The organism is Sphingomonas sp. G-3-2-10 (assembly GCF_012927115.1).
Taxonomy (GTDB): domain Bacteria; phylum Pseudomonadota; class Alphaproteobacteria; order Sphingomonadales; family Sphingomonadaceae; genus Sphingomonas.
The window spans coordinates 2,810,562-2,830,318 of sequence record NZ_JABBFY010000001.1 but is presented as its reverse complement, the minus strand read 5'-3'; the positions used below and the strand labels follow the sequence as shown (position 1 = coordinate 2,830,318).

Sequence of the window (19,757 nt, the reverse complement as noted above, 5' to 3'; positions counted from 1 at the left end):
CTTTAGCCTTCCCCAGCGAATTCTCCCCTCCCTCGAAGGGAGGGGAATTCGGAAGGGCAAGAGTGGCTAGCCGGTCTTGCCGAGCAGGACCTGCGCGGCGGCGCGGTCGGTGAAGCTGGGGTCGGCGAGCGCCGCCTGGGCGTGGGCGCGGGCTTCGGGGAAACGCTTCATGTCGGCATAGATTTGCGCGAGGTGCCAGCGCAGGCCGGAATGGTTCGGCGCGAGACGGACGGCCTTTTGCAGCAGTTCGAGGCCCGCGCTCTGCGCGCCGCCCTGATAGAGCGCCCAGCCGAAGGCGTCGGCGATCGCGGGGTTGCCGGGGGCGAGGGCATAGGCCGCTTCGCCATAATCCTCGGCCTTTTCGGTTTCGCCGGCACCGGCATAAGCGGCGGCGAGCTCGGCATTGAGCGCGGCGTCGCGATCGCCGATGCGAACGCGCAGCCCCTCCAGCGTGTCGATCGCGGCGTCGAACTCGCCGCTGGCGAGCTGCCAGTGCGCGGAGAGGCGGAGCGCGGCGACGTTCATCGGGTTCTGCGAGAGGAACAGCGCCAGCGTGTTCGCCGCCTGCTCGCGATTGCCCGCGCGATCGAATGCTTCGACCAGCCGGAGCATGGTGGGTTCGTCGAAGCGGAGGGCGGCGGCATTCTTATAGGCCGCGGCGGCATCGGCGAACCGGTCCGACAGCATCATCAGATCGCCGACGAGGATATGCGCGGCGGGCGCGCCGGGATTGTCGTTGGCGATGGCCTGCGCCCGTGCGAGTGCGCCGCCGCGATTGCCGTCGGCGAGAAGCGCGCGGATCAGCGGGACGACCGCCGAGGGATCGTCGGGCCGGTTCTGCGCATCGGCGCCAAGCGCGGCGACGCTGTCATCGGCGGAGAAGGCACCGGCTTCGGCGCGCTTCGGCCATGCCGCGCGATCGAGGAACCGGGCGGCCTGCGCGCGATCGCCGATCCGTTCGAACCCGCGCGCGACCAGCGTCAGCGAATAGGTGTCGGCATCACCGCGCGCGACGACGGGGCGGAGGATGTCGATGGCGTTGCGCGCCGAATCGGTGCGCAGCAGCGCGACCGCGAGCAGCTTGCGCGCCTGAATGTTCATCGGCTGGCGGCCGACGAGCTGGCGCAGCTTCTCAATCGCCTGCTCATTCTCGCCAAACTGGAGATCGAGCGTGCTGCCGAGCAGGAGCGCGCCGGGGAGCGAATCGATCGCGCCATTGGTCTTTTGCAGCAGATTGCGGGCGAGATCGTAATTGCCGGCGCGCGCGGCGAGGACCGACTGGAGGTAGAAAGCCTGCGGGCTGCCGGGCTTCGCTTCGAGCGCCTTGCGCGTGGCGGCGAGCATCTCGACCGTGCGCCCGGCATCGCCGAGCGTCGCGGCATATTCGATCAGCGCGTCGTGATAATAGGGATCGCGCTTCAGTGCCTGTTCGAACCAGGGCAGCGCGGCGAGGAGACCATATTGGCTGCGGACGATCTCGCCGCGCAGCACCAGCGCATCGACATTGCCGGCGCCAAGCTCGACGGCCTTTTGCGACGCGAGGATCGCGCCGGAAATGTCGCCGGCGGTGTAGCGGAAGCGGCCGAGATCGGCCCAGGCATCGGAATCCTTCGGCGCGATGCGAACGGCTTCCTGAAGCGCCGCCGCGGCTTCGCTCCAGTTGTTGAGCGCGGTCATCGCGCGGCCGCGGATGCGCAGGCCATAGGCGCGATCGCGCGGATCGGTCTTTTCGGCTTCGGCGATGGCGCGTTCCGAATCGCCCTGAAGCAGCAGCGCATGGGCGCGGAGATGCGCGAGACGCTTCGGATCGTAACCGGCATCGGCCGCGCGCTTGAGCTCGGCTTCGGCGGCGACGCCGTCCTTGAGCTGAAGCTGCGAGAGGGCGAGGACATAATGCGCGTTGGGCGAACCCGGATCGCTGCGCACCGCATCGAGCGCGGCCTGTCGCGCGGCGCTGGCATTGTCGTTGCTCAGGAACTGCGCGGCCTTTTCGACCGAAGCGCGCGCAGCTTCGGGATTGGCGCGCGTCGGCGTCATCGCGAAGAAGGCATAGAGCGCGATGCCGAACGCACCGAGGCACGCCGCAATCACGAGGACGCGGCGGAGCAGCGGCCCGCGCGGGGACCCCGGCTTGGTATAGACGCGGCGGCGCTTAGGGCTGGAGGTCATAGGCCTTCATCAGGTCGTAGAGGGTCGGGCGGCTGATGCCGAGGAGGCGGGCCGTGCTGGAGATATTGCCCTCGGCGCGCGCGAGGGCGTGGCGGATCGCCTTGCGGTCGGCGGTCTCGCGGGCGGCTTTCAGGTTGATCGGAAAGGAAGAATCCGCGTCCGCCAGGTCGAGATCGGCGGCGGTGACATGCTTGCCGTCGGCCATGATCGCAGCACGTTTTACGCGATTTTCGAGTTCCCGGACGTTTCCGGGCCAGTTCCACGCGTCGATCGCAGCCAAAGCGTCGGGCGAAAAACTCTTCGCGCCGGTGTTCATCGCGGCGGCATATTTCTTGAGGAAATGGCGCGCGAGCAGGCCCGCGTCGCCGGGACGTTCGGCAAGGCTGGGGATCTTCACCACGATCTCCGCCAGCCGATAGTAAAGGTCTTCGCGGAAACGGCCGTCGGCGACCATCGCTTCGAGATTCTGGTGCGTCGCGCAGACAATGCGGGTGTCGACGGGAATCGCCTTGCGCCCGCCGATCCGCTCGATCACGCGCTCCTGCAGAAAGCGCAGCAGCTTGACCTGAAGCGGCAGCGGCACATCGCCGATTTCGTCGAGGAAGAGCGTGCCGCCATGCGCCAGCTCGATCTTGCCCTCGGTGGTTTTCACCGCACCCGTGAACGCACCCTTTTCGTGCCCGAACAGCTCGGATTCGAGCAACGTATCGGGGATCGCGGCGCAATTGATCGCGATGAAATTGCCCTTCTTGCGCGCGGACGTGTCGTGCAGGCCGCGTGCGAGCAATTCCTTGCCGGTGCCGCTGGCGCCGAGCAGCATCACCGTGACGTCGGCGCCCGCGACACGCTCGATCGTGCGGGTGACCTTGAGCATCTCGGGCGAAGCGGTGAGCATGCCGCCGAGCACCGCGCCGCCGCCATTCTCACTATAAAGCGCCCGCTCCGCCAGACGGCGATTCTCGGCTTCGAGCGCATGGACGTGGAAGGCGCGGGCGACGATCAGGCCGAGCGCGTCGATGTCGATCGGCTTCTGGTAGAAATCCCACGCGCCCATCTCGATCGCGCGCAGCATCGATTCGCGCGCGCCGTGGCCCGAAGCGACGATCACCTTGGTATCGGGGCGCAGCGACAGGATGGTTTCGAGCGTGGCAAAGCCTTCGGTGGTGCCGTCGGGATCGGGCGGCAGGCCGAGATCGAGCGTGACGACCGGCGGTTCCTCCGCGCGAAGGATCGTAATCGCTTCCTCGCGGGTCGATGCGGTGAGGATTTCATAGCCGTCATAGGCCCAGCGCAACTGGCGCTGGAGGCCGGCATCGTCCTCGACGATCAGCAGCTTCGGCAGGACCTTCTTCTCGCTCATGCCGCATGCTCCGTGACGGGGGCCATCGCCGGGCGCAGCGTCACGCGGAAGCGGCTGCCCGAGCCTTCGCGGCTGGTGACGTCGATACGCCCGTCCATCTGCGTGGCGAGCTGGCGCGCCTCGAACGCGCCGATGCCGAACCCGCCCGACTTTGACGAGACGAACGGCTTGAAGAGCTTGTCGCGGACGAAGCCGGGCGACATGCCGACGCCATTGTCGATCACGTCGATCGCGACGGCAGCATTGTCGGCAGCGACGGCAATGGTCACCGGTTCGCTGGCCGGGCTGGCATCGATCGCGTTCTGGACGAGATGGGCGAGCATCTGTTCGAGCGCGGCGGGATCGGCCAGCGCGATCGCGGGATGGCCGGAGACGACAACCGGATGCCGCGCGCGGTTCGTGGCGGCGATGCGCTCGACCAGCGGCAGGATCTCGACCGACTGGAGCGGCTCGGCGCGGCGTGGCCCATGCTGCGACAGGCGCGCGAGCAGCGCGGTCATCTTCTCGGCCGAATCGCGAAGGGTCTCGACCATGTCTGCCCGGAATTCGGGCTTGTCGGCATGGCGTTCTGCATTGCGCGCGGTGAGGGTCAGCTGGCTCACGAGATTCTTGATGTCATGGAGGATGAAGGCGAAGCGGCGGTTGAACTCGTCGAAGCGCTGGGCATCGGCGAGGGCCTCCTGCGCGCGGGATTCGGCGAGGTAGGATGCGACCTGACGGCCGGCGACCTTGAGCAGATCGAAATCCTCCCAGTCGAGCGGACGATCGAGCGGGGGACGGGCGAGCAGGATCGCGCCGGCGAGGCTGCCGAGATGCGGGAGGGGCACGAGCACCCAGGCATCGGTGCGATCGAGCGTCCATTGCGGCAGCAGCGCGGTTTCGACGCTGTCGGCCTTGCGCAGCATGTCGAGTTCGAGAATGCGACCGCTATTGGCGAGATGCCGGGCGAGCGCCGCATCGGCCGGACCGGTGGCGTCGCTGTCCCAGTTCCACGTCGCGCCGTGGCCGAGGCCCTGGCCTTCGGGAACCAGCAGGGTGCCGCCGGGTGATTCGACCAGATCGGCGATGGCCTTGACGATGCGCTCGTCGAGCGGCGCGGCGCCGGCCGGGGTGCCGAGCGTGTCGGTGAAGCGCATCCATTCGGCGCGATAATCATAGCGGTGGCGGAAGAAATGCTTGGCCAGCTTCACCTTGGTCCAGGCGCGCAGCCAGGACGAGGAGACGAGGGTGAGCATGGCCGCGGTCGATCCGAAGACGAACGCGGTCTGGAGCACGCGGGCATTCGCGCCGCCGACGGTGGCGATGGCGCTGGTCGCCAGCGCAAGCAGCGCGAAATAGGCGAGGATCGCGACGAGCGAGAGCGACTGATAGGCCACCGTGCGCGAAACGACGACGTTCCAGTCGTCCTTGCGCTGAAGCCCGGCCGCCATCGCGGCGGCGACGATGATCATGCCGAAGCCGCGCATCGCGACGAGCTGGGCGGGCCAGCTTGCGGTGAGATAGACCGCGCTGACGAGGTTGAAATCGATGAACCACATCGCGGCGAGCGCGAGCACGATCCAGCGCAGCCCGGTGCTGGCCTGTGCCGCGACAGCCTGATGCAGCGCGCGGACCAGTACCAGCGCAGCGACGGTGACGAGCATGCGCAGCAGCAACGACGCGGTGAGGAATTCCGCCGCGGCTTCGCTGTCGCCGGTGCCGATGATGTAGAGGACGACGGAGACGACCGAGACGAGCGCAACCACGCCATAGACGGTGCCGAGCGCGACCGGCGGGCGGACATTGCCGTCGCGCCGGTGGAGCACGATCATGAAGGCGAGCCAGCTGAGGTTGCGCAGCAGCTCGGCGAAGCGCGTGCCGGTTTCCGCGCCGCCGATGCCGGCGACGGACAATGCCCAGAGTGCCGTGGCGGCCAGCGCGAAAGCCAGCGGGCGGCGGGGAATGCCGCCTTCCTTGCGCTGCCACGCCCATAGCGCCAGCGCGCCGAACAGCAGGGCCGCCAGCGCGTGAGTCCACAGGCTGAGGACCGCCGCCATCAGCGCGCGCCTTCGGGGAAGAGCACCACCCTCATCGTCTGGAGGAGGATCAAGATGTCGAGGAAGGGCGAATAATTCTTTGCGTAATAGAGGTCGTATTCGAGCTTCTGGCGGCTGTCCTCGATCGACGCGCCATAGGGATAGTTGATCTGCGCCCAGCCGGTGATGCCCGGCTTCACCATGTGACGCTCGGCATAATAAGGCAGCTTCTGTTCGAGATCCTCGACGAACTGGGGGCGTTCGGGGCGCGGGCCGACGAAGCTCATCTCGCCCTTCAGCACGGACCAGCATTGCGGCAGTTCGTCGATGCGCAGCTTGCGGATGATCTTGCCGACGCGCGTGATGCGCGGATCGTCCTTTTCGGCCCAGACGGCCTGCCCCGCGACTTCTGCATCGATGCGCATCGAGCGGAGTTTGATGATGTCGAAGCCGGTGCCGTACAGGCCGACGCGGCGCTGGCGGTAGAAGGCCGGGCCCTTGGAATCGAGCTTCACCGCAAGCGCACCGAGCAGGACCAAAGGCAGCGACAGGACGATCAACAGGAGGCTGGCCGAGAGATCGAACAGCCGCTTGAACATGCTGGAGAACATCCGCCCCGACGAGAAACCGTCGGAGAAGATCAGCCAGCTGGGGTTGACCGAATCCAGATCGACGCGGCCGGTTTCGCGTTCGAGGAAGGTCGAGATTTCGTTGACGTGCACGCCGGTGGTCTTGATCCGCAGCAGATCCTTGAGCGGGAGGGCGTTGCGGCGTTCCTCGAGTGCGAGGACGACTTCGCTGGCGTTGAGCACGACGACATGGTCGGCGAGATTGTAGATAGCGTCGCGGGCGATCGCTTCGGGAATGACGCGGTGCGCGTCGCTCATCGAGATATAGCCGACGACGACGAAGGCCGAGCCGGGGGTCTTGGCAAGTTCCTTGAGGCGTTGCGCGCGGGCGCCGGCGCCGAGCACGACGATGCGGCGCTTGAACGCCTGACTGCCCAAAGTCTTGCCGAGCAGGACGCGCAGGAAGATCAGCAGCGTGATCGCCGCGCCCATCGCGTAGGCAAGGTTCGAGCGCCAGTAATCGAGCTGGAGGATGAAGAAGATCGCGCTGAGGAAGATCACGCCGAGCGAGATCGACACGATCAGCCGCGCGGTGGCGTGGCGGATCGACTGGACCGAATCCGCGCCATAGACGCCGATCGAGATCATCGCGATTTCCAGCGTGACCGCGAAGGCGGCAAGTTGCGGCGCGCGCGACAGGATCGGATCGGGGGTGAGCCCCAGCTGATGCTGACGCCAGACCCAACCCAACTCGCCAGCGACGAGCAGCAGGATGATATCCAGCACGCCGAGCAGCAGCACGGCATTGGGGACATAATGCTTGAACAGGCGGATCATGACGCACCCGTTCTAGGAGGTAAGTGTAAACAAATCCGACATGGGGCTTGTTTGTCTCGGCTGACGCCGAGAGGCGGTACCGGCCTGTCGCCTATCGTCACGAATTTTGCCTGCGGACATGGAAACCCGAACGGCGTCATGTGTTTGACGCGCGGGGCAATCACCACCATCACGGTCATCCACAGGAGGATCTTCTCGCATGCCGGATTCCAAGCCGATCATCCCAGTCATTCTTTCGGGCGGATCGGGAACGCGTCTCTGGCCCGAATCGCGCCCCGAGCGGCCCAAGCAACTTCTGGCGCTGACCGCCGAGGAGACGATGCTGCAGCTCACTGCGCGGCGGACCGGCGGCAGCGAGAAGTTCGGCAAGCCGATCGTGGTGGCCAATGCGGCGCATGCGGAAATGGTCGAGGACCAGCTGGGCCATGTCGGCGAGGATGCGCAGGCGCTGATCCTCGAGCCGATGGGACGCAACACCGCGCCGGCGATCGCGCTGGCGGCGCTGGCGGCGGGCGGCGGGGCCGATCCGCTGCTGGTGATGCCCTCGGATCACGTCATTACCGATGTCGATGCCTTCCACGCCGCGATCCATGCCGCGCTGCCTTTGGTCGAGCAGGGCTGGCTCGTCACGTTCGGGATCAGCCCGGATTCGCCCGAGACCGGCTATGGCTGGATCAAGGTGGGCGATGCGATCGGCGAAGGCGTGCACCGCGTCGAGAAGTTCGTCGAGAAGCCGCCGCTCGACAAGGCCGAGGCGATGCTGGCGTCGGGCGATCATGCGTGGAACGGCGGAATATTCCTGTTCCGCGCCGACATCTTCCTGGGCGCGCTGAGCGTCCACGCGCCCGACATGCTGGCCTCGGCACAGGCTTCGATGGACGTGGCGCGGCGCGAAGGCACGCGCATCTATCCCGACGCCGATCTGTTCGCGGCCTCGCCGTCGGACTCGATCGACTATGCGGTGATGGAGAAGGCGGAACGCGTCGCGGTGGTTCCGGTCGCGATGGGCTGGAGCGATGTCGGCAGCTGGGATGCGCTGCACGGGATCAGCGATTGCGACGGCGAGAAGAATGTCTGTTTCGGCGACGTGGTGATGGTCGAGACCGAAAACTGCCTCGTCCGCGCGGGCGCGGGGAAGAAGGTGGCGCTGGTCGGCGTGTCGGACCTGATCGTGGTCGCGCATGGCGACGACATATTGATCCTGCCGCGCGGGCGCAGTCAGGAGGTCAAGAAGATCATCGAGGCGATGAAGCGCTGAGTTCCTCCAGCCGGGCGTAGAGGCCGGCGAAATGCGTGGCGGCGGCAGTGCGGATGGCGTCGCTGGCTTCGGTCTGTTTCTCGGCGCTGTCCTGCTTGAAGGTGGCGTTGGGATCCTTGGCGTCGCGGCGCGAGGCAGCCTCCATCAGCGCGCGGGTATCGGCGTCGATCGTCACGCCGAAATGCGGGAGGATGCGGGTGAACAGCGCTTGGGGCAGCTCGTGATAGTTGACCATCAGGCCGCCGCCTCGATCCCAGTGCGCGATCGCGGCGGCGCAGGTGCTGGCGAGGACGCGGGCGGTATATTCCTCGCCCGGTAGCTCCGCTTCCTCCGGGCGGATGCCGAAGAGCTGCGCGGGGACGACGCCCGCCACGACCTGGCTGCCGGGCATCCGCGCCTGCGAGACCAGCACCTCGACCGGATCGCGATAGAGGAACACCCAGGGCGTATCGGGAAATGCCAGGCGAAGCAGCGGCAGGGCGAAGATGTGCCAGCTGTCGGTCTTGATGAAATAGCGTCGCGCGCCCCCGGCATGGTTGCGGCCATAAGCGAGGATCATCGCGCGGGCGGCCGCGACCTGGGTCTCGACCGGAACGCCCTCCACCATCAGCGGGATCTGGAGCATCGTGTCGAGCGGCGCGGGCTCCGACGCGACGATATGGTCCGGGGTGGCCGCGAGCATCTGGGCCGCCAGCGTCGAACCGCAGCGCGACATGTGGAAGATGAAGCCGCTGGGCGCGAGCGCGTCCGCATCCGCGCCGCTGACGAAGCTGTCGAACGCCGTGCGGTGGCGGAAGAGGCGGTTGAACGGAAGCACGCGGGCGTTGCGGATCGAGTCTCCGAAAAAAGGCCGGTCGAGCCGTGCGCCGGCGAAATGGGTCCAGTCGACCGCGAACCCCGCTTCGGGTGCGACATGGCTGGGCAGCCAGCCGCGCGACGGCCACGCGGGTTCGAGCGGCGGCGGCGACAGGACGCTGGCGAGGCCGAGCGGATCGGGCTTCCACGCGGCGGCAAGGGCGTCGTGCGTCAGGTCGATTCCCAGCGTCGCGGCGTGATCGAGCGCGCGTTGTTCGAAGATTCCGGTATCGATGGTGCCGGCGAGGTGCTGCTGGATCGCGGGATCGGTCATGACGGCGGCGCGGAAGCGATCGAGCGGGGTGTCCATCCGCCGGTCATCGCCGGGCGCGCGCCGCATTGCAATCGCGAGAGCCTGGGATAAGCATTGAAGCGTGACAGCGACGATCTCGACAGTGACCGAAATGCGGTTCGCCGACCGGGTGCGGCTGCCGCTCGCCTTCGATCCTGCGCGGCTGCAGGCCGATCTGGCGCGGATCGAGGGGGACGAATGGATCGCCCATTTCGTCAGCCAGAATTACGAAGGCGACTGGAGCGCGCTGCCGCTGCGTGCGCATGCCGGGGCGACGCATCCGGTGATGATGATCTACTCGCCGCCCGATGCGACCGAGTTCGTCGACACGCCCTTCCTCGCGCGGACGCCCTATTTCGCCGAAGTGATCGCGGCGTTCGGATGCCCTGTGACATGCGTGCGGCTGATGCGGCTGACGCCGGGATCGCGGATCAAGGAGCATAAGGATCACGATCTCGCGGTCGAGGCGGGCTGGGCGCGGATCCATGTGCCGGTGACCAGCAATCCGGGGGTCGAATTCTTCGTCAATCGCGAGCCGGTGACGATGCTGCCCGGCGAGGCCTGGTATCTGCGCCTGTCCGATCCGCACAGCGCGGCGAATCTGGGCGGTGAGGACCGGGTGCATCTGGTGATCGACGTGCAGGCCGATGACTGGCTGGAGGGGATGCTTGCGGGGGCGACCGAAGCCGCCCCCGAGGTCGCGCGCTCTTAGAAATCCACCGTCGCGGATAGCCAGAGGCGGCGGCCTTCCTGATTGTTGGCGTACTCGGCTGCGTACACCGTGGTCGCGCCGCTGCGGTAGGGCAGGTAGCTGACGAAATCGGTGTCGAGCAGGTTGAAGATCGTCGCGCCGAAGCGGAGCTTTTCGGTCACGTTGAGCGAGCCGCCGAGGTGGAACAGCGCATAGCCGCCGAAATCGCCGAGCGCATTCTGCGCCGCGCCCGCGCCGCGGAAGCGGCTGGAGCGGATTTCGGTACGGACCCATGCCGAAAGCTGATCGGTCGGGCGCCAGCGCAGATTGCCGTTGACCATGTGCTTGGGCGTGTTGGTCAGCGGCTGGCCGATCTCCGCGCCGCTCTTCTGCTCGCTCTCGGTGTAAGTATAGTTGAGGCCGAGCGTCAGGCGGGGCGAGAATTCGAACCGCACCGCGACTTCGCCGCCGCGCGTGGTCGCCTTGTCGATATTGATCGACTGACCGAACAGATCGACGTTCGGGAAGGCGCCGACATCGAGGCAGCCGGGGCGGTTGAGATTGCCGGCGAAGCGGCAGTTGGGGATGCCGGGGCCGCTGGCGATCTTGTCGTTGAAGTCGTTGTTGAAGACGGTGACGTTGCCGCTGACGATGCCGCCATCGTCGAAATAGATGCCGGCTTCATAGGTGGTGCTGGTTTCCGGGGTCAGGCCGGGGCTGCCGAGCAGCGGGATCGTGCCCTGTCCGCCGAAGCCGGTGATGCCTTCGGCGATCTGATCGAGGCGCGGGGTCTTGAAGCCGCGGCTGACGCCGCCCTTGACCGTGAGCGACGGCGTGGCGTTCCATACCAGATAGCCGCGCGGCGAGAGCTTGCCGCCGAAGGTGGAGTGATCGTCGTACCGTGCGCCGACCGTGAGGCGCAGCGTCTCGGCGATCTTGAGCTCGTTCTCGGCGAAGAGCGCCCATTGGGTGAATTTGTAAGGCTCGGGCGCGACGCCATCGATCATCTTCGCGTGCCAATATTGCCCGCCCAGCGTGAAGGTGAAGGCGCCGACATTGCCGACGAAGCGGGTGTCGGCGATACTGTTGGTCGCTTCGAGCGTGCGCGGAGTGCCGGCGGTCTTGCCCGGGGTGCCGGGCGGAATGGTGCGGCCGATCGTCTCGGTGACGTTGCGGGTCAGCGTGGTTTCGAGGCTGCCGAAACTGCCCATGCGCCAGGTGTGCGCCGCGACGTAATTGTCGCGGTTGAACTTCTGATAGGGACCATAGCCGCCCGCGACGGTGTAGGTGCCGAGCTGGCCGGCGGTGTTGTCATAGGTCTGTTCGGCGCGGTCGAATTCGAACCAGATGTCGTGATCGGCGCTGGGGGTCAGCGTCAGGCGGCCGCCATAGGTGTAGATATCGGCTTCGACCGGGCTGGGGCCGCGGGTGCTGACGACGACCGGGGTGCCGGCGACATTGTCATAGGTCAGCGCCGAGGCTTCGCGGCGATAGATGCTGCCGCGCACGGTGAGGCCGATCAGGTCGCGGACGATCGGACCCTGCGCAAAGGCATTGGCCGAGTAGATGTTACCGAACTGGTCATTCTCCTGGATCGTCACTTCGCCGCTGGCGGTGCCGACCCAGCGATCGCCGGTCTTGCGGGTGATGAGGTTGATCACGCCGCCCATCGCGTCCGAGCCGTAAAGCGTGGACATGGGACCGCGCACGACTTCGATCCGCTCGATCGCCGAGAAGGGCGGGAGGAAGCCGGTCGAGGTTTCGCCGAAGCCGTTGGGCGTGACGCTGCCCGGCGAATTCTGGCGGCGGCCGTCGACCAGCACGAGAGTGTAATCGCTCGGCATCCCGCGGATCGAGATGTTGAGGCCGCCGGTCTTGCCTGCGGTCGCGCCGACATCGACGCCTTCGACGTCGCCCAGCGCTTCGGCGAGGCTGCCGAACCGTTTGACCTGAAGATCTTCGCGCGTGATCACGCTGATGCTGGCGGGAGCGTTGGTGATCTTCTGTTCGAAGCCGGCGGCGGTGACCACGATCTCGCCATTGTCCTCGACCGCCTGTGCGAAAGCGGGCTGCGCCAGCGCCAGCGAAAGTGTAGCAAGCGCGGAACCCGCGCAGAGACGCGCCGTTTGACGAGCGGAAAGGCCGATCATTGAACCCCCTGATAATATTGCGAATGATTAGCAATTAGGTGGGGCGCGATTGGTCCGCAGCTGCGTCGCGGTCAATGTGCAAACCGTTCGCAACAAGGTCGGAGCAACACTTTGTTACAATTGAAGCCGCTGGCACCCGAAGCCGATCGCATGCGCGACGAGGCCCCGGCGCATATCGTGGTGGTCGAGGACGATGCCGGGGTGCGGGCGCTGCTGACGCGAATCCTGCGCGAATGCGGGTATGAAGTGACCGGCGCGGCCGACGGGGCCGAGCTGGAAACGGCGATGGCCGCGCGGCCGATCGACCTGATCCTGCTCGACATCATGCTGCCCGGGCCCAACGGGCTGGATCTGTGCAAGGCGATCCGGGCGCGCAGCAAGGTGCCGATCGTGATGGTCAGCGCGCGCGGGCAGGAAAGCGACCGGGTGGCCGGCCTCGATCTGGGCGCCGACGATTATATTGCCAAGCCGTTCGGCCGGCCCGAACTGCTGGCGCGGGTCCGCGCGGTGCTGCGCCGGGCGACCGACCTGCACGTGCCGCTCGATGTGCCGGCGCCGGAACATTTCGACTTTGCCGAATGGCGCTATCACGCCCGCCGCCGCGAACTGATTGCGCCGAACGGCGCCGAGGTCGAGCTGACCGCTGCCGAGCAGGAATTGCTGCTGACGCTGCTGCGGCACCCGCAGCGGATGATCAGCCGCGAGCGGCTGCTGGAGATGTCGCGCAGCCGGATCGGCCATTCGACCGACCGCAGCATCGACGTGCTGATCAGCCGGCTGCGCCGCAAGCTGGGGGACGGCCGCAGGACCCAGCCGATGATCCGCACGATTCGCGGCGTGGGCTATATGTTCGCCGCCGATGTCACGCGCAGCTGAACATGTGGCGGCGCCCGCGCGGCATGGTGGGCCGCATCGCGCTCGTGCTGATCGTGGCGCTGGCGCTCGAGTTGATCGGCAATGTCGCGCTCCATAGCTGGGAAGGGCGCGAGCTGACTTCGGCGGAGGAAACGCGGCGCGTTGCCGAGGCACTGGTCGTCGCGGGCGAAGCGGTTTCCGCCGCGCCGCGGTCCGATCGGGCGCGGATCGCCAACGACATGTCGCGGCCGGGGCTCGTGCTCAACTGGGTGCCGCGCACGGTGATCACCGATTTCACGCCTTCGCTTGACCGGCTGATCGAGAAGCGGGCGCGGATGAACCGCTTCGCACCGGCGCTGGCCGGGCGCGACCTGCGGCTGACGATCCTGCCGTCCCAGACGGGCGGGCAGCGCGACCTGGTGGGGGCGATGGAGCTGGCGGACGCGTCCTTCGTCACCTTTCGCGTGACACCCTATCTTGCCGCACCGCCGGGGCTGCTGGCTTCGACGCTGATGCATCTTGCGCTGATGGCATTCGTGCTGGTCGCCGCGCTGCTGATGGTCCGCACGCTGGTGCGCCCCTTGCGCGACCTTGCGCTGGCGGCCGACGAGACCGGGCGCGGGCAGGCGGCGGGGTTCGCGATTGCGGGACCGCACGAGGTGCGCCGCGTGGCCACGGCCTTTTCCGCGATGCAGACGCGGCTGCTCAAGCTGGTGGAGGATCACAGCCAGTCGCTGGTGGCGGTGTCGCACGATCTGCGCACGCCGATCCAGCGGCTGCGGCTGCGCGCGGCGTTGCTCGAGGATGCCGAGATACGCGATCCGATCGCCGCCGATCTGGCGGAGATGGAGCGGTTCATCGAATCGACGCTGGCCTATGTCCGCGACGATGCCGAGGAAGCGCAGCGCCTGATCGACGTGGCGACGATCGTCATCACCGCGGTCGACACTGCCTATGACAGCGGAGTCGATATCGAATATCGCGGCCCGGACACGCTGCCCTTGCCCTGTTATCCGATCGCGTTGAAGCGCGTGCTGGCGAACCTGATCGACAATGCCGAACGCCATGCGCCACGGATCGAAGTGACGCTGGCGCCGCGCGGCGCGGCGGGCCTCTTCCTTGCGGTGGACGATGATGGGCCGGGCATTCCCGAGGATCGCCGCGCCGAGATGCTGCTGCCGTTCCGGCGGCTCGATCCGGCGCGGGGCGGCGGGGCCGGGCTGGGGCTGGCGACCAGCGTGAAGGCCGTCGCGCGAATGGGCGGCACGCTGACGCTGGAGACGAGCCGGCTGGGCGGGCTGCGCGCGGTGGTGGTGGTGGAGCGGCCGCCGGCGGGATGACCGCCAGCGGCCGGAACGGTCAGCCGAGCAGCGCTTCGGCCTGATCGAGCACGTCCTTGAAGTTGGCGATCAGCGCCTGATACGGTGCCGGGGTCGCCATATCGAGGCCGGCGCGCTTGAGGATCTCGGTCGGATAGTCCGAGCCGCCTGCCTTGAGCACCGACAGGTAATTGTCGCGCTCCTTCGGCCCGCCCTTGAGGATCGCGCGCGAGAAGAAGCCCGCCGCCGAGACGCAGGTGGCGTACTGATAGACGTAGAAGGCGTTGTAGAAGTGGGGGATATACGCCCACTCGTTGCCGTACGCCGCCTCCATCTTCACGTTCGGGCCGTGATAGCGCTTGAGCAGGTCGAAATAGACCGCGGTGAACTTCTCGCCCGACAGGCCTTCGCCTGCCTCGGCCATGTCGTGCGCCTTCAGCTCGAATTCGGCGAACATCGTCTGGCGGAAGAAGGTGCCGCGGATATTCTCCATCTGCATGCCGAGGTAGAAGAGCTTCTCTTCCTTGGTCTTGGCGTTCTTGAGCATGTACGCGCTCAGCAGATCCTCGTTCAGCGTCGAGGCGATCTCGGCGAGGAAGATCGGATAATCGGTCTTCTCGTAAGGCTGGTTGGCGATGGCGAGCAGCGAGTGGAGGGCATGGCCCCATTCGTGGGTGTAGGTGCTCAGCCCGTCATATTTGTCGCTGAGATTGAGCAGCAGATAGGGATGCACGTCGGCGGCGCCGGGCTGCATGTACGCGCCGGGGCGCTTGCCGGGGCGCGGCCACGGATCCATCCACTTGGCCGCCGTCGCCTTGGTGATGCGGTCCATATAGTCCTTGCCCAGCGGCTTGCAGGACTCGAGCGTCAGGGTGCGCATCTGATCGAGCGTGAAGCTGCGGTCGAGCGCGACGAGCGGGGGATAGATGTCCCAATAGCCGAGGTCCGGCAGCTTGAGCATCTTGCGGCGCAGCTGGAAATAGCGGTGGAGCTGGGGCAGGCCCTTGTTCGCTTCGGCGACGAGGGTGCGATAGACGGCCTCGGGAATGTTGTTGCCCGAGATCGCGGCCTCCAGCGACGTCTTGTACTTGCGGGCCTTGGCGTTGAAGATGTCGCCCTTCACTTGGCCGTTATAGGTGGCGCCGAACGAGTTCTGGAACTTGCCGTGCGCGGTCCAGAAGGTGTCGAACACCAGCTTGCGATCGTCGCGGTTGGGCGCGTCGCGGTTGAGCGTATAGCCCTGAGAATCGAGGCGGACTTCCTTGCCGGTCGACAGCTTCACGCTCGGCCACGGAATGTCCGACGAGCGCAGCTGGCCCGAGACTTCGTCCGGGGTCTGCAGTGCCGCCGAGGACAAGGCGAGCAGTTCCTCGCCCTCCGCCGAGAGCGTGTGCGCGGCTTGGCGGATGGTGTTGGCGAGATAGAAATCGAAGCGCGTCTTGAGCACGTTGTTCGCGGCGACGAAGCCGTTGATCTTGTCCGCGCCCAGCGTGAGCAGTTCCGGACTGACCCATGCCGACGCCGCGCCGAACTGGCTGTAGAGATCGAAGGCCTGCGCGCCGCGTTCCTGCCACAGCGAGACGCGGACATCCTCGTCGCCCTTGAGGCTGGAATAGACGTACACGCGCGAGATGATCATCACGAGCTCCGACTGGAGCGTCAGCGCCTGCGCCAGCACATCGGCGCTTTCGCCAAGGCGCCCCTTATACTTCGCGATTTCGGGCAGACGGGCCAGCGCGCCCTTGCGGGCCGCGTCCCAATCGGCGTCGCTCTTGTAGAGATCGGTCAGATCCCATTCGGCGGCGGCCTTGGCAGTGTCCTGAGCCCAGGCAGGCGCGGCTGCGGCGAGCGTGACGAGCGCGGCGGCGGTCAGCGCCTCGCGGCGCGAGAGTTCGGTCATGTATGCGTCCCCGAAGATCAGGTTGAAGCGCTCAGTCTGGCGCGGCGACGCGGCCAAGGAAAGTGATTTGTTGGGCTAAGACACGGTGCGGCGTATTGGTACCCGAACTGATCGCTTGCCGATGAAGGGCTGATGGCGGGGGCGATACATCTGGCGTTCAGCCACCGGAACAACATTGGCCGTCTGCAACAATCGGGACATGCTGCTTTGGGGGATTTGCACCGCATCGAATTGGGAGAAGCGCGCGAGCTGCGGCTGGGCGGCGTGCGCGCGCTGCCGTCGTTGCGGACGCTGAAGCGCGACGACGGCGCGGAGGAAGTGATCGAGCCGCGCGTGATGCAGGTGCTGGTCGCGCTGGCCGAAGCCGGCGGCGCGGTGGTGACACGCGAGATGCTGACCCAGCGATGCTGGGAAGGGCGCGTGGTCGGCGAGGATGCGATCAACCGGGTGATCTCGCGGCTGCGGCGATCGGCCGACGGATTCTGTGGCGGCGCGTTCCGGATCGAGACTGTTACCAAGGTGGGCTACCGGCTGGTGATCGATGGCGAGGCACCCGGGGCTCAGGCGCCGACGAAGCTGGGGCGGCGCGGGGTGATCCTGGGCGGCGGCGCGGCGGGGCTGGCCGTGGCGGGCGGGCTGGCGTGGTGGGGATTGCGCGATCGCCACGAAGTGCCCGCCGATGTCGCGCCGTTCGTCGATCAGGCGATGGCGGCGATGCGCAAGGGCAGCGACAGCGGCTACAACGAAGCGATCAACCTGTTCCGCCATGTCGTGGATGTACGGCCCGGCTATGCCGATGGCTGGGGGATGCTCGCCTGCGCCTATGCGATGGCGTCGAAATGGCGCGGGCCGCCGTTCGACAAGCCGCTCGAAGGCTTTGCGCGCGCCGCAGCCGCGCGAGCGGACGGGCTCGAGCGCGGGAACGCGATGGCTCGCGTCGGCCTTGTCCTGCTGCTGACGCGCAGCGGCAACCATCTGCGGATCGAACGCGAACTGCGCGCGGCGCTCGATGTGCATCCGGATCAGGATCTGCTGCTGGGCGTGCTGGCCGGGCTGATGATGAGCGTGGGGCGATGCCGCGAGGCGGCCCGGCTGCTCGATCATGCGATGCTCAGCGCACCCCCCTCGCTCGGTACGCTCTATTCGCGAGTGCAGGCGCTGTGGGCGGCGGACCGGCTGGGCGAAGCGGACCGGGCGATCGAGCAGGTCTTTGCGATGTACCCGACCGACACGACGGTGTGGTTCACTCGCTTCTATCTGCTGCTGCATACCGGCCGGGCGGATCAGGCGCTGGTGCAGGGGCGCAATCTGGAGGCGCGGCCGCGCGGGGTGCCGGCCGACAATATCGAGATGGTGCTGGTCGCGGCCCAGGCAGCGGCGACCCGGACGAAAGCGGACATCGACGCAGCGATGCAGGTCAATGTCGCCGCCGCGCATCGCGGGGCGGGGTTCGCAGAGAATGCGATGCAGTTCGCGGTGACGCTGGGGCGGATCGACGCGGCCTTCGAACTGGCCGACGCCTATTATTTCGCGAAGGGCTTCTCGACCGGGGAGGCGCGGTTTCCGCCGCTGGCGGGCGGGTACACGCCGCAGAATGCGCGGCGGACGCATCTGCTGTTCATGCCCTCGACGCTGGCGATGCGGCGCGATGCGCGGTTCGCGCCGATCGTCGAGACGCTGGGGCTGACGCGATACTGGGACGAGGCCGGGGTGAAGCCGGATTATCTGGCGGGATGAGAAAAGGGCCGGCGGATTGCTCCGCCGGCCCTTTCTTGTTTTCGCCTGAGTGGCGAGGGTCAGGACTTAAAAGTCCATCCCCCCCATGCCGCCCATGCCGCCGCCGCCCATCGGCATTGCCGGCTTGTCTTCCGGCAGTTCCGAAATGGCAGCTTCGGTGGTGATCAGCAGGCCCGAGACCGATGCTGCGTTCTGCAGCGCGGTGCGGACGACCTTGGTCGGGTCGATCACGCCGGCGGTCACCAGGTTCTCGTACTTGTCGGTCGCGGCGTTGAAGCCGAACGACGTGTCGTTCTGGTCGAGCAGCTTGCCCGACACGACGGCGCCGTCATGGCCGGCATTCTGCGCGATCTGGCGAACCAGCGCGGTCAGCGACTTGCGGACGATGTCCACGCCGCGGGTCTGGTCCTCGTTCGCGCCTTCGACGCCTTCGAGCGCCTTGGTCGCGTACAGCAGTGCCGTACCGCCGCCGGGGACGATGCCTTCTTCGACAGCTGCGCGAGTTGCGTGCAGCGCGTCGTCGACGCGATCCTTGCGCTCCTTCACTTCGACTTCCGAAGCACCGCCGACCTTGATCACGGCAACGCCGCCGGCGAGCTTGGCGAGACGCTCCTGGAGCTTCTCACGGTCGTAATCGCTGGTGGTGTTCTCGATCTGCTGGCGGATCGCGTCGGTGCGGCCCTTGATCGCATCGGCTTCACCCGCACCGTCGACGATGGTGGTGTTGTCCTTGTCGATGGTGACGCGCTTGGCGGTGCCGAGCATGCCCAGGGTCACGGTCTCGAGCTTGATGCCGAGGTCTTCCGAGATCACTTCGCCCTTGGTGAGGACGGCGATGTCTTCGAGCATCGCCTTGCGGCGATCGCCGAAGCCCGGCGCCTTGACCGCTGCGACCTTGAGGCCGCCGCGCAGCTTGTTGACAACCAGCGTGGCCAGAGCCTCGCCGTCAATGTCTTCCGCGATGATCAGCAGCGGGCGGCCCGACTGGACGACCGCTTCGAGGATCGGCAGCATCGCCTGGAGCGACGAGAGCTTCTTCTCGTGGATCAGGATGTACGGATCGGCGAGCTCGACCGTCATCTTTTCCGGGTTGGTGATGAAATAGGGCGAGAGGTAGCCGCGGTCGAACTGCATGCCTTCGACGACGTCGAGCTCGAATTCGAGACCCTTCGCTTCCTCGACGGTGATCACGCCTTCCTTGCCGACCTTTTCCATCGCTTCGGCGATCTTCTCGCCGACTTCACGATCGCCATTGGCCGAGATGATGCCGACCTGCGCGACTTCCTGCGAACCCGAAACCGGCTTCGAGCGGGCCTTCACGTCCTCGACGACCTTGGCGACGGCGAGATCGATGCCGCGCTTCAGATCCATCGGGTTCATGCCGGCGGCAACCGACTTCATGCCTTCGCGCACGATCGCCTGCGCCAGAACGGTCGCGGTGGTGGTGCCGTCGCCGGCGACGTCGTTGGTCTTCGACGCGACTTCGCGCAGCATCTGCGCGCCCATATTCTCGAACTTGTCCTTGAGCTCGATTTCCTTGGCGACGCTGACGCCGTCCTTGGTGATGCGCGGTGCGCCGAAGCTCTTTTCGATCACGACGTTGCGGCCCTTCGGCCCCAGCGTGACCTTGACTGCGTCTGCGAGCGTGTCGACGCCGCGCAGGATGCGCTCACGCGCGTCGCGGCTGAATTTTACGTCCTTGGCTGCCATGTGACTGCCCTTTCAGAATGTAGAGTGGATTGACTGGAAT

Annotated in this window: 13 protein-coding genes; 5 read left to right on the top strand and 8 right to left on the bottom strand. The window is 66.7% G+C overall.

Annotated elements, in window-relative coordinates; genetic code table 11:
- Positions 1–66 precede the first annotated feature (66 nt).
- Genes HHL13_RS14255 through HHL13_RS14240 form a run of 4 tightly spaced genes read right to left on the bottom strand, consistent with a single transcriptional unit; the run spans position 67 to position 6,950 of the window.
- Positions 67–2,169: a tetratricopeptide repeat protein gene (locus tag HHL13_RS14255; RefSeq protein WP_169556291.1), complete on the bottom strand. Its 2,103-nt coding sequence runs from the start codon at positions 2,167–2,169 to the stop codon at positions 67–69.
- Complete coding sequence (prsR, locus tag HHL13_RS14250; protein ID WP_169556290.1) at positions 2,153–3,529, bottom strand: PEP-CTERM-box response regulator transcription factor; 1,377 nt, start codon at positions 3,527–3,529, stop codon at positions 2,153–2,155. The genes HHL13_RS14255 and prsR overlap by 17 nt, the downstream gene beginning before the upstream one ends.
- On the bottom strand, positions 3,526–5,565 hold the full coding sequence (gene prsK / locus HHL13_RS14245) for an XrtA/PEP-CTERM system histidine kinase PrsK (protein ID WP_169556289.1): 2,040 nt from the start codon (positions 5,563–5,565) through the stop codon (positions 3,526–3,528). The genes prsR and prsK overlap by 4 nt, the downstream gene beginning before the upstream one ends.
- The gene (locus HHL13_RS14240) at positions 5,565–6,950 is read right to left on the bottom strand and encodes a TIGR03013 family XrtA/PEP-CTERM system glycosyltransferase (protein ID WP_169556288.1); all 1,386 of its coding nucleotides are present in this window, start codon (positions 6,948–6,950) and stop codon (positions 5,565–5,567) included. The genes prsK and HHL13_RS14240 overlap by 1 nt, the downstream gene beginning before the upstream one ends.
- 199 nt (positions 6,951–7,149) lie before the next feature.
- Here HHL13_RS14240 and HHL13_RS14235 point away from each other — a divergent pair, with 199 nt between their 5' ends.
- Positions 7,150–8,208: a mannose-1-phosphate guanylyltransferase/mannose-6-phosphate isomerase gene (locus HHL13_RS14235; RefSeq protein WP_169556287.1), complete on the top strand. Its 1,059-nt coding sequence runs from the start codon at positions 7,150–7,152 to the stop codon at positions 8,206–8,208.
- Here the strand turns inward: HHL13_RS14235 and HHL13_RS14230 are convergent.
- Positions 8,186–9,403, bottom strand: a complete 1,218-nt coding sequence (locus tag HHL13_RS14230) for a sulfotransferase (protein WP_169556286.1) — start codon at positions 9,401–9,403, stop codon at positions 8,186–8,188. The two genes, HHL13_RS14235 and HHL13_RS14230, sit on opposite strands and share 23 nt — an antisense overlap.
- A gap of 34 nt (positions 9,404–9,437) precedes the next feature.
- On the opposite strand from HHL13_RS14230, the gene HHL13_RS14225 reads away from it, so the two are divergent.
- Positions 9,438–10,067: an aspartyl/asparaginyl beta-hydroxylase domain-containing protein gene (locus HHL13_RS14225; RefSeq protein ID WP_206376932.1), complete on the top strand. Its 630-nt coding sequence runs from the start codon at positions 9,438–9,440 to the stop codon at positions 10,065–10,067.
- Here HHL13_RS14225 and HHL13_RS14220 read toward each other — a convergent pair.
- Positions 10,064–12,196 (bottom strand): TonB-dependent receptor, encoded by a 2,133-nt coding sequence (locus tag HHL13_RS14220; protein ID WP_169556285.1) that lies wholly within the window; start codon positions 12,194–12,196, stop codon positions 10,064–10,066. The two genes, HHL13_RS14225 and HHL13_RS14220, sit on opposite strands and share 4 nt — an antisense overlap.
- 150 nt (positions 12,197–12,346) lie before the next feature.
- Between HHL13_RS14220 and HHL13_RS14215 the strand changes: the two genes are divergently transcribed.
- Together HHL13_RS14215 and HHL13_RS14210 are read left to right on the top strand one after the other, a co-directional pair.
- Entirely contained in the window at positions 12,347–13,072 is a 726-nt protein-coding gene (locus HHL13_RS14215; protein ID WP_169556972.1) for a response regulator transcription factor, read from the top strand.
- Between the two features lie 2 nt (positions 13,073–13,074).
- Complete coding sequence (locus HHL13_RS14210; RefSeq protein ID WP_169556284.1) at positions 13,075–14,391, top strand: ATP-binding protein; 1,317 nt, start codon at positions 13,075–13,077, stop codon at positions 14,389–14,391.
- A 19-nt stretch (positions 14,392–14,410) separates the two neighbouring features.
- Here the strand turns inward: HHL13_RS14210 and pepF are convergent, their stop codons facing one another.
- Positions 14,411–16,270, bottom strand: a complete 1,860-nt coding sequence (gene pepF / locus HHL13_RS14205; protein ID WP_169556283.1) for an oligoendopeptidase F — start codon at positions 16,268–16,270, stop codon at positions 14,411–14,413.
- Positions 16,271–16,501: 231 nt separating this feature from the next.
- Between pepF and HHL13_RS14200 the strand changes: the two genes are divergently transcribed.
- Entirely contained in the window at positions 16,502–18,007 is a 1,506-nt protein-coding gene (locus tag HHL13_RS14200) for a winged helix-turn-helix domain-containing protein (RefSeq protein WP_169556282.1), read from the top strand.
- Positions 18,008–18,073: 66 nt separating this feature from the next.
- On the opposite strand, the gene groL is transcribed toward HHL13_RS14200, so the two are convergent.
- The gene (gene groL, locus HHL13_RS14195) at positions 18,074–19,717 is read right to left on the bottom strand and encodes a chaperonin GroEL (RefSeq protein WP_169556281.1); all 1,644 of its coding nucleotides are present in this window, start codon (positions 19,715–19,717) and stop codon (positions 18,074–18,076) included.
- Positions 19,718–19,757 lie beyond the last annotated feature (40 nt).